This is a genomic window from Xanthobacter dioxanivorans (assembly GCF_016807805.1).
GTDB classification, from domain to species: domain Bacteria; phylum Pseudomonadota; class Alphaproteobacteria; order Rhizobiales; family Xanthobacteraceae; genus Xanthobacter; species Xanthobacter dioxanivorans.
On sequence record NZ_CP063362.1, the window covers coordinates 5,335,085 to 5,349,721 of the forward strand.

Annotated in this window: 9 protein-coding genes; 3 read left to right on the top strand and 6 right to left on the bottom strand. The window is 69.5% G+C overall.

Going from position 1 to position 14,637, the window contains the following annotated elements:
- Window positions 1-68: 68 nt before the first annotated feature.
- Entirely contained in the window at window positions 69-1,022 is a 954-nt protein-coding gene (locus tag EZH22_RS24980; protein WP_203193079.1) for a LysR family transcriptional regulator, read from the top strand.
- Between the two features lie 229 nt (window positions 1,023-1,251).
- On the opposite strand, the gene fae is transcribed toward EZH22_RS24980, so the two are convergent.
- Window positions 1,252-1,791, bottom strand: coding sequence for a formaldehyde-activating enzyme (gene fae, locus EZH22_RS24985; RefSeq protein WP_203193081.1), 540 nt, complete (start codon window positions 1,789-1,791; stop codon window positions 1,252-1,254).
- A gap of 379 nt (window positions 1,792-2,170) precedes the next feature.
- On the opposite strand from fae, the gene EZH22_RS24990 reads away from it, so the two are divergent.
- Entirely contained in the window at window positions 2,171-4,486 is a 2,316-nt protein-coding gene (locus tag EZH22_RS24990; protein ID WP_203193082.1) for a sensor histidine kinase, read from the top strand.
- Between the two features lie 64 nt (window positions 4,487-4,550).
- Here the strand turns inward: EZH22_RS24990 and EZH22_RS24995 are convergent, their stop codons facing one another.
- Complete coding sequence (locus EZH22_RS24995) at window positions 4,551-4,964, bottom strand: hypothetical protein (RefSeq protein ID WP_203193084.1); 414 nt, start codon at window positions 4,962-4,964, stop codon at window positions 4,551-4,553.
- A 617-nt stretch (window positions 4,965-5,581) separates the two neighbouring features.
- Here EZH22_RS24995 and EZH22_RS25000 point away from each other — a divergent pair.
- A complete protein-coding gene (locus tag EZH22_RS25000) occupies window positions 5,582-7,168 on the top strand; it encodes a serine hydrolase (RefSeq protein ID WP_203193085.1) in 1,587 nt (528 codons plus the stop codon).
- 90 nt (window positions 7,169-7,258) lie between these two features.
- On the opposite strand, the gene EZH22_RS25005 is transcribed toward EZH22_RS25000, so the two are convergent.
- The 4 genes from EZH22_RS25005 to EZH22_RS25020 form a co-directional block, all read right to left on the bottom strand.
- Window positions 7,259-10,249 (bottom strand): bifunctional [glutamine synthetase] adenylyltransferase/[glutamine synthetase]-adenylyl-L-tyrosine phosphorylase, encoded by a 2,991-nt coding sequence (locus tag EZH22_RS25005; RefSeq protein ID WP_231711137.1) that lies wholly within the window; start codon window positions 10,247-10,249, stop codon window positions 7,259-7,261.
- Window positions 10,250-10,408: 159 nt separating this feature from the next.
- Window positions 10,409-11,797 carry an ATP-binding protein gene (locus EZH22_RS25010; RefSeq protein WP_203193087.1) on the bottom strand — a complete coding sequence of 463 codons (1,389 nt, stop codon included), beginning with the start codon at window positions 11,795-11,797 and terminating at the stop codon, window positions 10,409-10,411.
- Window positions 11,798-11,947: 150 nt separating this feature from the next.
- Window positions 11,948-12,664, bottom strand: coding sequence for a winged helix-turn-helix domain-containing protein (locus EZH22_RS25015; RefSeq protein ID WP_269902892.1), 717 nt, complete (start codon window positions 12,662-12,664; stop codon window positions 11,948-11,950).
- Window positions 12,665-12,936: 272 nt separating this feature from the next.
- Window positions 12,937-14,514, bottom strand: a complete 1,578-nt coding sequence (locus EZH22_RS25020; protein WP_203193088.1) for a Do family serine endopeptidase — start codon at window positions 14,512-14,514, stop codon at window positions 12,937-12,939.
- Window positions 14,515-14,637: the final 123 nt, after the last annotated feature.

Below are 14,637 nucleotides of genomic sequence, written 5' to 3' on the forward strand. Positions count from 1 at the left end.
GACCGGACGTCCGGTCCGGCCGGGGCGGCTGATGCGGTGGACATGACCCATTCGTCCGAGAGGTCCGCATGACACGCTTCGACGAAGTGGAAGTCTTCCTGCGCGTGGTGGAGCGCGGCAGCTTCATCGGGGCGGCGGCCCAGCTGGGCATGCCCGCGTCCACGGTCAGCCGCCGCCTGAAGCTGCTCGAGAACCGGCTGGGCGTGCAGCTCCTGCATCGCACCACCCGGCGCGTCTGGCCGAGCGAGGCGGGCCAAGCCTACTATCAACGTTGTGTGACGGCGGTGGCCATGCTGGACCGTGCGGATGCGGCGGTCCGCGCCCTGACCCAGGAGCCGGAAGGCCCGCTGAAGGTTCTCATGGCCTATGGCCCCGCCATCCTCGTCATAGAACCGGAGCTGGCCCGCTTCCGCGCGCTCTATCCCAAGGTCCAGCTGCATCTCACGCTGGACAATCACGCCCTGGACCCGGTGGAGCACGGCTTCGACCTCGCCGTGCGGCACGGGCCGGTGCGCGATTCCAGCTATCACCTGAGGCGCCTCGGCAATGCCCCCCTGCATCTGCTGGCGAGCCCGGCCTATCTCGACCGGGCGGGGCGGCCGAGCCATCCACGGGAGCTGGAGCAGCACGAGCTGCTCGCCGTGCGCAGCACTCCCGGTCCACTGAGCTGGCCGCTGGAAGGCCCGCAGGGCTCGTTCGAGCTGAAGCTCGAACCCGTGTTCGTCACCAACGACGTCATCATGGCCATGCGCCAGGCCATCAGCGGCGCCGGCATCATGATGAGTTCCCAATGCCTCGCCCGCCATCGCATCGGCAGCGGCGAGCTGGAGGTCATCCTGCCCGAATGGCGGCACCGCGACGGGCTCGAAACCGTCGCGCTGTTCTCGGCGCGGGCGACCCAGGACCTCAAGGTCCGGGTGTTCCTCGACTTCCTGGCCGACGCCTTCGCCCGCTGGATCAAGGGCGAACCACCCGCCGCACCCGCGCAGGTGCCGATGGCCGACAGCAAGGCGCCGACCTAGCGCGGATCGACAATCAGATCGACCGGCGCGCCCCAACACCCCCGTCATGGCCGGGCTTGTCCCGTCCATGACGGCGGCCGATGCGGACACTGAATGTCGACCGACCCTGGAGATCGTCTTGAACCGTCACGGCTGCGACGCCCTTTTCCTTACCGTGCCGGCTTTCTCCGGATTGTCCGGCGGATGACGGCACGCTCGGAGCAGGCCCTGAGGCCGGTGATCGCCGGATCTAGTAGTCGATCACGCCGTCCAGGGCGTAGTGCTTCACCGTCTTGCGGTTGGCGATGAGCTCGTCGATGGTGGGCTCGCCCTTCATGGCGCGGGCGATGGCGAGCTTCGTCGCCTCGTAGTTGGTGCGGTAGAGGTCGGCCTTGTCGAGGTTCGGGTCATCGGCGCAGCGCGGGTCGAGCCAGACCATGATGATCATGCAGATCTCGTCCACCTGATCCTTAGGCAGGACGCCCTCGCTCACGCAATCCACGATGGCGTCGCCCATGGCCGCCTGCACCACGCCGCCGAGCAGCTCCACGTATTCCGCCGTGTGGATGGTGGCTTTGGTGGTCATCATGGCGAGCGGCCGCACCATCTGGTTCAGGTCGCGCACCACGAACATGCGGGTGTGGCCCTGCACCTGCCCCATCATGGAGGCCAGCGCCTGCCCCACGGGGCCGCGCACCGAGCCGATGAGCACTTCCGGCATGGCATCGGTCGCCTGCCCATCCGCCGCCAGCACCGTGGCTTCGCCCGCCTTGAACCAGATGTCGGTCATGTTTTCCTCCTCGTTGGCCGCCGCAGAGAAACACCCGGCGCCACCCGCGTCCACGGCGACGCAGCGTCGCTGTTGCCGGCCATGGGCCTGCCCGCCGGGCAAAGCGGGCCGGCATCCTCGGCGGGACCGAAGCGCAGGCCCGGCAGGCCGCCGCCACGGGGGAACATCTCCTCTCCCAAAGCCGGAGCAACGCCTCGGAAACCGAAGCGTGGCCGACATTTTTTCGCCTCTTGACTCCGGAGGACTCTAGACAACAGCCCCCCGATTCGATTCCAATGGCCTCGATTCGGAGAGATGCGGCACGTCCCTCCCGATCGAGGACGTTGGGGGCGAAGGACAAGGCCGTCCCGTGCCCCCGGATACCCGGAGGATACCGGCGATGGCACGCGCCAACGCTGCGAGCGTCGGTGCGCGCGACCAAGCCATTCGAGGTCTGGCACGGTCGATTGCGCGCCCTGCCTACCAGCGCCTGCTCGACGCGGAGCCGGTCCTGCGCCGGATCGTCCCCGCCCTCATCGTCACGTTCCTCGTGGTGATCGGCGTGGGCGCGGTGGTGCAGGTGCATTCGCACCGCCTCGCCGAGATCAACAACGCCAAGGACGATCTCTCCCTCCTCGCCCTCGCCACCGCCGAGGGCCTGATGCTGCGCGCCGGCAACGCGCTGCCGAAGGTTCCCGCCGCGCTGGAGGAGAGCCTGCCGCCCCGCGCCACCGAGGCCGGCCGGCACGTCTACGTTACCGACGCGCTGGGCCACATCATCGCCTCCGCCCCGCAGCAAGGCGAGGTGCCGGAAACCCTCTCCGCCCTGCTCGATCCGGGCCAGCCGCTCGTCATCTTCGCCGAGCGCGCCGGCGTGCTCGAAGTGCCCTTCGGCGAGGGCACCGCCCTCGCCACCGTGCGCAACCTGCAGGCGCCGCTGGGCCAGATCATCTTCATCCAGCCCACCGGCCGGGCGCTCTCCGCCTGGTCGGACTCCACCACGCTGACGGTGACCTTGTTCACCACCACCGGCGCGGTGCTGCTGATCCTCGGCTTCTCCTTCCACTGGCAGGCGAGCCGGGCGCGCGAAGCCGACCTCATCTACGACACCGTCCGCCGGCGCATCGACACCGCGCTCAACCGCGGCCGCTGCGGCATGTGGGACTGGGACATGGCCCGCGGGCGCATGTACTGGTCCGACACCATGTTCGAGATCCTCGGGCTGGAGCGGAAGGACGAGCTCATCTCCTTCGGCGAGATCGCCAAGCTCGTGCACCCCGATGACGGCGACCTTTACGAGCTGGCGCAGGAGCTGGCGGAGCGGCCCGGCACGGCGGTGGACCGGGTGTTCCGCATGCGCACGGCGAAGGGCGACTTCGTGTGGCTGCGGATGCGGGCGGAAGTGGTGCAGCAGCAGGGCGAGGACGGGCCCCACCTCATCGGCATCGCCATGGACGTCACCGAGGCCCAGCGCATGGCCGAGCGCACGGTGACCGCCGACATGCGCCTGCGCGACGCCATCGAAAGCATCTCCGAGGCCTTCGTGCTGTGGGACAGCCACAACCGCCTCGTGCTCTGCAATTCCAAGTTCCAGTCCCTGCACGAGCTGCCGGACGAGGCCATCGTCGCCGGCACCCCGTTCGACACCATCGCCTCCGTAGGCCGCCACCCGGTGACGCGCACCCCCCTGAAGCCGGAGGACAAGCCCGAGGAAGGCTCGCGCGCCTTCGAGGCCCAGCTTTCCAACGGCCGCTGGCTGAAGATCGCCGAGCGCCGCACCAAGGACGGCGGCTACGTCTCGGTGGGCACCGACATCACCACCATGAAGCGCCACGAAGAGCGCCTCATGGACAACGAGAAGCGCCTGATGGCGCTGGTCGCCGACCTGCGCAAGTCGCAGCAGACCCTGGAGCACCAGGCCCAGCAGCTCGCCGAGCTGGCGGAGAAATATTCGGAAGAGCGCAACAAGGCCGAGGATGCCAACCGCGCCAAGAGCGAGTTCCTCGCCAACATGTCCCACGAGCTGCGCACGCCGCTCAACGCCATCATCGGCTTCTCGGAGATCATGGAGAGCGGCATGTTCGGCCCGCTCGGCTCGGAGAAGTACGCCGAATACTGCACCGACATCAAAGGCTCCGGCACCTACCTCCTCGACGTCATCAACGACATCCTCGACATGTCGAAGATCGAGGCCGGCCGCATGCAGCTCGAAGTGGAGGACGTGGCCCTCGACGAGATCATCGCCGATGCCATGCGCGTGACGGCGGTGAACGGCGACGAGAAGAGCATCGACATGACGGTGGAGGCGGCCGAGGGCCTCTCCATCTCCGGCGACCGCCGCGCGCTGAAGCAGATCCTGCTCAACCTCCTGTCCAACGCGGTGAAGTTCACCCCCGAAGGCGGCAAGATCTCGGTGAAGGCGCGCATCAATGGCTCGGCCGCGGTCATCGCCATCGAGGACACCGGCATCGGCATCGCCCGGGACGCGCTGGCGCGGATCGGCCGGCCGTTCGAGCAGGTGGAGAGCCAGTTCACCAAGACCCACAAGGGCTCGGGCCTGGGCCTCGCCATCGCGAAGTCTCTGGTGGAACTGCACGGCGGCGCCATGCGCATCCGTTCGGTGGAGGGCACCGGCACCTCGGTCATCGTGCGCCTGCCGGTGAACGGGCGGGCGGCGAACTCCAACGAGACGCCTCGGCTCGCGGCGGTGATGTGAGGGGGAGCGCTGCTGCCCGGACTCTCACGGTGCGTCCCGAGGTGCAGCGCAGGACCCCTCGAAATCAATCCTTGCGGGCTTGGCCCCCCTCGCGGAGCGCGCGGGCGTCATCGATCACGTCCTGCGGGAGGCGGTTCTCCGCGCCGGTGACGGGATCGCGCATAAAGAAGCCCTCGCCTGTCCTGTAGTCGATGATGGCGCCTTCGAGTTTGCGGTGGCCTTCTTCGGTTACGAAATAGATGAGATCGATATCGCCCACGCGCTGCAGGAAGGGACGCATGTTCTCCGCCGCCTCTCCCTTTTGATAAAAACCAACCATGACGTTCTCGAACACGATACCATTGTCCAGATGGTAGGTGGCGAGACAGACGGAGGGAAACTCCGGGGGCTCGTCAGGGTAGTTGTCGAGATAGATCTGCCGGATTTCCTCTATGCCGCGGCGGGCATTCTGAGTGAGCGTGAAATTGATGGCAGGCATGCGCGGGTCGTTTATGGTGGTCACCCCTTGCGATTGTCATTGAGCATCCGGCCGTGAACGACGGCCGAGGGCGGCACGCGGTCTTGGCACGTCCCCAGGACGGATCCTTGAACGACCACGTCGCCAAAGCCGAACCGGTACACGCACCGGATGTCGCGTCCCGAGCCGGGCTGGGTCACGAGCGACCCCATCACGACCTGCGCGGTGCGCACCCGCCGCGGGTTCTCCTGGGACGTTGCGACCTCGCGCCGGAAGCAGAGCCGCCGCCCGCACCCACCCATTGCCCGCCGTGCGGGCTCCCCGCGGAGACTCTGGGTTGATCGGGATTATACTTGTTCCCTAATCCGAACTTTATCGGCGCCACCTTCAGTCTCAGTGCCGCGTGATCCACCTGCAATCGAAGCAAGGCCCGTCTGTCGGACATGCTCGCCCCCCTCCAATCCTTCGGCAACACATTATAGGAAAATATACCTACAATCAGAAATTGCGCTCGAGAGGTGGGCGGGCATCTCCTGTGCCTGGTATCAGCCTCCACTCTTGCGGAAGCGTGCCGACCATCGATAAGCCATGGAGACGCAAGCCGGCGCATAAGAGGCGTAAGGGGGAAACGGATACTCATGGCCCAAGGACGAACCCGCCTGTCGAGATCGCTCGGCCATCTCGCCCTCCTCTTCATCGCCGGCTCGGGTCTCTCCTCCCCCGCCGTTGCCCAAGTCCCCTTCGACGCCTCCCGCCCCCCGCCGCAGACCTGGGCCAACGTCATTCCCAAGGACCGGATCGAGGCCGCCGTCGGCCAGATCGACGGCCTCGCCGCGGACCTCATGAAGCGCTCCGGCATTCCCGGCCTCGCCGTAGTGGTGGTGCACGAGGGCAAGCCGGTGTTCCTCAAGGGATACGGCGTGCGCAAGGTGGGCGAGCGCGCGACCGTCGATGCCGACACCGTGTTCCAGCTCGCCTCCCTCTCGAAGGCGGTGGGTGCCGGCGTGGTGGCGCACGAGGTGGCCAAGGGCGCGGTGGCGTGGGACACGCCGGTCGAGCAGCTCCTGCCCTGGTTCACGCTGAACGATCCGTGGGTCGGCGCCCACGTCACCATCGCCGACCTCTACAGCCATCGCTCGGGCCTTCCCGACCATGCGGGCGACGAGCTGGAAGATATCGGCTACGACCGCCGGCAGGTGATGGAGCGGCTGAAGCTGCTGCCGCTGGCCCCGTTCCGCGCCGCCTACGCCTACACCAATTTCGGCCTCACCTCCGCCGCCGAGGCGATCGCCACCAACGCCGGCAAGGACTGGGCGACGCTTTCCGAGGAGGCGCTCTACAAACCCCTCGGCATGGCTTCCACCTCCTCGCGCTTCGCCGACTACATCGCCCGCCCCAACCGCGCCGTGCCGCATGTGCGCGACGGTGACCACTTCGCCGCCAAATACCAGCGCCAGCCCGATGCCCAGTCGCCGGCCGGCGGGGTCTCCTCCAGCGTGCGGGACATGGGGCGCTGGCTCGCCTTCGTGCTCGGCGGCGGCACCTATGAGACCCGCGAGGTCGTGCCCGCAAAGGCGCTGCTGCCGGCGATGCGGGCCGAGACCATCTCCTCGCCCGCCCATGCGGTGGACGCGCGCGCCTCCTACTACGGCTTCGGCTTCGGCGTGAACGTCGCGCCGTCCGGCCGGGTGATGATCGACCACTCGGGCGCCTTCATCCTCGGCGCCGGCACCAACTTCGTGCTGCTGCCGTCGGAGAAGCTGGGCATCGTGGTGCTGACCAATGCGCAGCCCGAGGGCGCGGCGGAGGCCCTTTCCATGAGTTTCATGGACCTGGTGCAGTTCGGCACGGTGACCCGCGACTGGTATGCCGCCTACGGCCAGCTGATGGCGCCCCTGTACAAGCCCCTCGGCGCCCTGGCCGGGAAGACCGCGCCGGCACGCCCCGCGCCGGCCAAGCCGCTTTCGGCCTATGCGGGCACCTATGCCAATCCCTATTTCGGCGAGGCGACGGTGAGCGAGGCGGAAGGCCGCCTCGTCCTCAGCGTGGGGCCGAAGCCGCGGATCTTCACCCTCGACCACTGGAGCGGGGACGACTTCGTCTTCCGCCCGGAAGGCGAGGAGACCGCGCCGGCGGGCTCGATCTCGCAGGTCACGTTCGCGGACGGGCGGATGAAGGTGGAGTTCTTCAACGACAACGGCCTCGGCACCTTCGTCCGCAGGTGAGGGCGGGGAAGTCCCGGCTCCGCAAAGCTACGTCCGAACGCCCCCTCCCCCGGCCGGGAGGGCGAGGCGCCCTCTTCAACGGGGAACGCCTCACCCCGCCTCCGGCTCCAGCATGCGCTCGAAGATGGCGCGCACCTTGGCCTGCGTGTCGGCGAGGTCCGCGTCCAGGGTGGCGAAGTCGGGCATCTCGCCGGCGCGCGCCAGGAGCGCCTTCAGCGCCGGGCTGGCATCGGCGGGCACCACGTGCGCATCCACCGACAGCCGGAGCACCTGCGTCAGGTCCTGATAGAGGCGGCATGCGCGCACCAGCACATGCGCATCCTCGGGCGCCAGCAGGCCGAGGCGCTGGGCCGCGGCCAGCACGCGCGCGGTGGCCGTGTCCACGATCTCGGGATGGTCATAGGCGTGCGCCAGCACGAGGTACTGGGCGAGGAACTCCACATCCACCTGGCCGCCTGCGGCGTGCTTCAGATTCCAGCGGTCGTTCTCACCCTTCTCGGCGGCAATGGCGTGGCGCATGTCCAGGATGTCGCCGGCAAGCCGGCGCGGGTCGCGGGGCTGGCCCATGACCGCGCCGACCACGGCCTTCACCTTCGCCCCGAAGTCCGGCGTCGCCGCGATCACCCGCGCCCGCGTCAGCGCCATGTGCTCCCAGGTCCAGGCCTCCTCGCGCTGGTAGGTGCCGAAGGAGGCGAGCCGCGTCGCCACCGGGCCGGAGCGGCCGGAGGGACGCAGCCGCAGGTCCACGTCGTAGAGCTTGCCGGCATTGGTGAGCGAGGTGAGCGAGGTGACGAGCCGCTGGGTGAAGCGGGCGAAATACTGCGCCCCGTGCAGCGGGCGCGGCCCGTCCGAGGACGGGTCCGCGTCGGCGTCGAAATCATAGAGCACGATGAGGTCGAGGTCCGAGCCCGCGGTCATCTCCCGCCCGCCGAGCTTGCCCATGGCGAGCACCGCGGTCTCGGCGCCGGCGATGCAGCCGTGGGCCTCCGTGAAGCGGGCCCACACCCGCCGGTGCAGGGCGCGGATGATCACTTCCGCCAGCGTCGCATAGGCCTCCCCGGCCCGCGCCGCCGGCAGCGTGCCGGAGGCGATGCGCACGCCGATGAGCACGTGCTGCTCCTGGCGGAAGCGCCGGGCGCGGTCGAGCTGCTCCTCGTCGGTCTCGGCGGTGTCGAGCAGATGGTCGAGATGTCGGGTGAGGCTCTCCTCGTCCGGCAGCACGTCGAAGAAGGCCGGGTCGAGCAGCGCATCCGTCAGCGAGGGCCGGCGGGCCAGCGTCTCGGCGAGGCGCGGCGCGGCGGTGAGGATGGTGGCGAGCAGGCGCACGAGGTCGGGATGCCGGTCGAGGGCGGTCAGCAGGTGCGGCCCCGGCAGGTCGGTGAAGAACCGGTCGGCGCTGATCAGCGCGCCGTCCGGATCTCCGCCCCGCGCCAGCGCCTCCAGCATCAGCGGCACGATGCGGGCAAGGTGCATGCGCGCGGCCTCCCCCTTCAGCGCCCGCGGCCCGCCGGCGAGCCAGCGGCGCACGATGCCGCTCGCCGCCGCCGGCTCGCGGAACCCGAGGCGCGACAGGGCGGCCAGCGTGGGCCGGTCGTTCTCATCCGGCGGAAAGAGGAGGTCGGCGTCGAGCACGGCAGGGGGCGCCGCGTCCTCGAACAGGTTGGCGTAGTGGGTCTGCACCGTTTGCAGCCGCGCCACCAGGGCGGCGGCGAAGGCATCCCGGTCGGCATAGCCCATGAAGCGGGCGAAGCCCTCCATGGCCTCCCGGCTCTCGGGCAGCGCATGGGTCTGCGCGTCCGCCACCATCTGGATGCGATGCTCCACCCGGCGCAGGAACACATAGGCCTCGGCGAGGGCGTCGCGGACCTTGGGGTCGATCCAGCGATGGGCGGTGAGCGCGTCCAGGGCGTCCAGCGTGCGCGAGGTGCGCAGCAGCGGGTCGCGGCCGCCGGCGATGAGCTGCTGGGTCTGGACGAAGAACTCCACCTCGCGGATGCCGCCGCGCCCGAGCTTCACGTTGTGGCCTTCCACCGCCACCACGTCGTGGCCGCGGAAGGCGTGGATCTCCCGCTTCATGGCGTGGACGTCGGCGATGGCCTGGAAATCCAGAACCCGGCGCCAGACGAAGGGGGAAAGATCGGCGAGGAACTGGCGGCCCACATCAAGGTCGCCGGCCACCGGGCGGGCCTTGATGTAGGCGGCGCGCTCCCAGGTGGCGCCCTCGCGCTCGTAATAGGCCAGGGCCGCGGCGGTGGAGAGGGCGACCTGGGTCGAGCCGGGATCGGGCCTCAGGCGCAGGTCCACGCGCAGCACGTAGCCGTCCGCCGAGCGCTCCTGCAGCAGGCGCACGAGCCCCTGGGTGATCTTCACGAAGAAGGGCGAGATGGCGACGCCGTCCGCCAGCGGCGCGCGGTCGCGGTCGTAGACCACCACGAGGTCAATGTCGCTCGAATAGTTGAGCTCGCGCGCCCCGTGCTTGCCCATGGCGATCACCGCGAGGCCGCAGCCGCCGGCGGGATCGGACGGGTCGGGAGGATGCACGCGGCCCGCCCGCGCGGCATCCGCCAGCAGGAACGCCAGGGCCGTGCGCACCGCCGCATCGGCGATGTCGGTCAGCGCGCCGGTGACGGCGGAGAGATCGAACGCGCCCCCCATGTCGGCAAGGGCGATGAGGAGCGCGGCCTCGCTGCGCATGCGCCGCAGCGCGCGCATCACTTCCGCCTCGTCGGTCGCCGCCGCCCCAACCGCCGCGCAGTCGGCGATGAGGCGCGCGATATGGCGGTGCGGATCGCTGCCCAGCACACGCAGCAGACGCTCCGGCTCGGCCCGGATGAGCTCGACGAGGAAGGGCGAGCCCTCGGCCGCGCCGAGGCATACGTCCCGCGCGCAGGGCGCGGCGGCGAACAGCGCGTCGAGCTCCGCGCGTCCGGCCGGGGAAAGCGATTCGGTGGCCTGACGCAGCCTGGTCTTCGCCGTCTCGGCGGCGGCGAGCACGGGAGCTTCCCGCATCAATACGGCGAGGGGGGGCCGGTCGGCCGAATCCGGTTCCTGGGGCCAGAGCATGGTGAGATCTAAAGGCACGAGCCTTTTCTCCTGCGCAAGCCCTCTTTCGCAAAGCGACGCCACGCAGCGGCATGCGGCTCCAAAGCCGAAAGAAAATTGCGCGCCCCCGTCAGCGGGCGGCGTGTGCTTCTCCTGAAGGGGGAGCCCGAGGCAGGGCGCGCCGCAATGCGGGGGGAGCTACTTCGCGGGCAGGCGCAGCGTGGCCGCGAGGCCCGGCCCATTGTCGGCGAAGCTGAGGCTACCGCCGTGCAGCCGCGCCACCGCTCCCACCAGCGACAGGCCGAGGCCCGAGCCCGGCCGCGTGCGGCTCATCTCCAGCCGCACGAAGCGCTCCACCACCCGGTCGCGCTCCGAGGCAGGGATACCCGGGCCGGTGTCCGCCACCGTGAGCACGGCCTCTTGCCCCTGCCGGGAGAGGGTGACGGCGATGCGTCCCCGGCCGCCATCGGCGGGCCGGCCGTACTTGATGGCGTTGTCGATGAGATTGGACAGCGCCTGAGCCAGAAGCTCGCTGACGCCGTGGATCGGCACTGGCGCCACGCTCACCACCAGGTCGAGCCCCTGCTCGTCCGCCAGCGGCTCGTAGAGCTCGGAGACCGCCTCGGCGATCTCGGCGAGATCGAGGTCGCTCATGATGGCGCGGGCCTGCCCGGCTTCGGCGCGGGCGATCATCAGCAGGGCATCGAAGGTGCGGATGAGGCCGTCGCTCTCCTCGATGGTGGATTCCAGCGCGGCGCGCCAGTCTTCCTCGGTATGGGCCGTGCGCAGCGCCGCTTCCGCGCCGTTGCGCAGGCGGGTGAGCGGCGTCTTGAGGTCGTGGGCGATGTTGTCCGAGACCTCCTTCAGCCCCTGCATCAAGCCCTCGATGCGGTCCAGCATGGCATTGAGGGAATGGGCGAGGCGGTCGAACTCGTCCTCGGTCCCCGCGAGGGCGAGGCGGCCGGAGAAGTCACCGGCCATGATGGTCTCGGCGGTGGCGGTCATGGAATCGATTCGCTTCAGCACCCGCCGCGTCACGAACACGCCGCCGGCAAGACCCAGCACCACGATGAGCAGCACCGCCCACTGCGCCGGCCGGGCGACGAGGTCGCGCAGGGTGTCGCGCTCCTCGATGTCGCGTCCCACCAGCAGCCGGTAGCCGCCCGGCAGGATCATGGACTGCACGAACGCCACGTGGCTCTTCACCGTCCCCTCGTCGGGCCGGTTGTAGGTGGTGAAACGCGTGCCGGACCGGTCGAGGAGGCCGATGGGCAGGTCGGAGACGTTGGCGGCCAGCACCTCGCCCTGGAAATTGGTGAGCATGTAGATGGAGGAGCCGGGCCGCCGCGTGCGCCGGTCGATCACATAGGAGAGGCGCTGGATGCCGCCGATGCGATACTGGTCGGCGAGGAAGCGCACCTCCCGGTCGAGGTCGTCCGCCACCTGGCCCTGGATGAGCTCGCGCGTGTGCCACGCGGTGTAGACGATGACCGAGACGGCGAACACCGCGAACACGAGCAGATAGGCCGCGAGCAGCTTGAACGCGGTGGTGCGCACCAGGCGCATGAGGTGGGACAGAGCCCTCATGGGAAGCGTCCGCTCCCCGCCCCGGTGACGGCGCGGCCGCGGCGCCCTCCCCGCACGCCGGCATGCCCGGCCTCGTGCCGGCCGTCCATGTCGATCATCCCCACCGGAAGGGTCCCCCGGCGTCCCACCGCGCCGCGCATATGCGGACGCTCACACAGCACCCGCGCGCACCATGTAGCCGGCGCCGCGCACGGTGTGGATCAAGGGCACGTCGAAGCCCTTGTCAATCTTCGAGCGCAGGCGGGAGACGTGCACGTCGATCACGTTGGTCTGCGGGTCGAAATGGTAATCCCAGACGTTTTCCAGCAGCATGGTGCGGGTCACCACCTGCCCGGCGTGGCGCATGAGATACTCCAGCAGGCGGAATTCGCGCGGCTGGAGGGGGATCTCCTTGCCGGAGCGGGTGACGCGATGGGCGAGGCGGTCGAGCTCCAGGTCCGCCACCTTGTAGACCGTCTCGGCGCCCTGTGAGACGCCCCGCCGCGACAGGGCCTCGACCCGCGCCAGGAGTTCGGTGAAGGCGTAGGGCTTCGGCAGATAGTCGTCGCCGCCCGCCCGCAGCCCCTGCACCCGGTCGTCGACCTGCCCCAGCGCCGAGAGGATGAGCACCGGCGTGGTGTGCCCGCGCCCGCGCAGCTCGGCGACGAGGGAGAGGCCGTCGCGCGCCGGGAGCATGCGGTCCACGACCATCACGTCGTACTTGCCGTCGAGCGCGAGGGCGAGCCCCGCCTCCCCGTCACCGGCAAGGTCCACCACATGGCCGGCCTCGCGGAAGGCCTTGCGCAGATATTCGGCGGCGTCGCGGTCGTCCTCGACGAGGAGGAGGCGCATGGCGGAAAGGGGACCCGGATCGAGATTCGCTGTCATCACTCTAGCTCACCTTGCGGGCAGGTCCATGCGGACGGGTGGAGCGGGCGCGCCCACTCCCCTTGCGGGAGAGGGGGCCGCGGGATGAAGGCGCTCAAAAATGTGGCGCGGGAAGCCCTCTGGAGCTTCCCGCGCCGGCGGAGCCGAAGCGGCATCAGGGGCGATGGCGAACATCCGCCTCGGTCCGGTGGGATCGCTCCGGCGGCGCGCCGCCGGAGGTTTTGCGCGGGGCGATCAGCGCCAGCCGATCAGCCACCCGTCAGTCGGCCTCGTCAGCCCTTCGCCTTGCCCTCGAGGGTGATGGCGACGAAGCGCACGCCCTCGCCGCTCTTCACCTGGATGAGCACGGCCTTGCGGTTCTCGGCCTTGGCGGCGGCGAGGCCGTCGCGCACGTCCTTGGGGGTGGAGACGGCCTTGTCGCCCACCTTCAGGATCACGTCGCCGGTCTTGAAGCCGCGCTGGGCGGCGGCACCGTTGGGATCGACACCGGTGACCACGACACCATCCGAACCGGCGCCCTGCACGCTCTTGGACGGAGCGAGCTGGAGGCCGAGACGCGGCAGGTCCTTGCCGCCGGCGCTGTCGTCCTCGCCCTTCTGGTCATTCCCGCGGGAGGCCACCTGGGTATCGGCCGGCAGCTGGTCGAGCACCACCGACAGATTCATGGGCTTGGCATCACGGATGAGCGACAGCTGCACCTCGGTGCCGGGCTTCAGCATCCCCACCTTGCGTGTGAGGTCGCGGGCTTCCTTGATCGGGTCGTTGTTCATCTTCACGATCACGTCGCCGGCCTTCAGGCCCGCCTTGGCGCCGGGGGTGTTCGGCTGCACCTGGGCCACGAGGGCGCCTTCGGCGTCCTTGATGCCGAGGCCGGAGGCGAGCTCCTCGGTCACCGGCTGGATCTGCACGCCGATATAGCCACGGGCCACCGAGCCCTTCTCGCGCAGCTGGGTCACCACCGTCTTCACCGTCTCCGAGGGGATGGCGAAGGCGATGCCCACGTTGCCGCCCGAGGGGGAGACGATGGCGGTGTTCATGCCGATCACCTCGCCGTTGAGCGAGAAGGTCGGGCCGCCCGAATTGCCGCGGTTGATGGGGGCGTCGATCTGGATGAAGTCGTCATAGGGGCCGGAGCCGATGTCGCGGCCGCGGGCCGAGACGATGCCGGCGGTCACCGTGCCGCCGAGGCCGAACGGGTTGCCCACCGCGATCACCCAGTCGCCGACGCGCGGGGCGCCGTCCGCGAGCTTGACCCACGGCAGGTTGGTCACGTTGTCGATCTTCAGCAGGGCCACGTCGGTGCGCGGATCGGTGCCGATCACCTTGGCGACGTATTCCTTGCCGTCGGTGGTGGTCACGTCCACCTCATCGGCGCCATCCACCACGTGGTTGTTGGTCACCACATAGCCGTCAGCCGAGATGATGAAGCCGGAGCCCTGGCCCACCACCGGCCGCTCGCCCCTGGGGCCCATGCCGCCGCGCGGGCCCATGCCGGGACCGCCAGGACCCATGCCGGGGCCGCGGCCCTCGCCGAAGCCGAAGCGCTTCAGGAATTCCTCGATCTGGGGAGGCACCTGGCCGCCGGGGCCTTCACCGCCCATGGCCACCTGGTCGCCGCCGTCCTTCTTCACCTTCACCGAGACGACCGACGGCGAGACCTTCTCGACGATGTCGGCGAAGGAGAAGGTTCCGGCGGGCTGGCTGGTGGTGATCTGGGCCAGCGCGGGGGTGTTCATCGGGGGCACGAACTGGCCGGCCGCGACGCCGGCGATCGCGAGGCCGAAGACACCCGCGAGCAGGGCCCGGCGGTAGCGCTTCGTCACGGAAGGAGTGTTGTCGGAGCGGGTCATGTGAGTTCGCGTCTCTCTCGTTGTCTGCCTCACCGGCAGGATCGAGAGGCAAGCTAAGACGCGGACCGTTACGGCAGTCTGGCGGGGGGATTAAGGTTCGGTAATGTGGCTCACGCGTGCGTG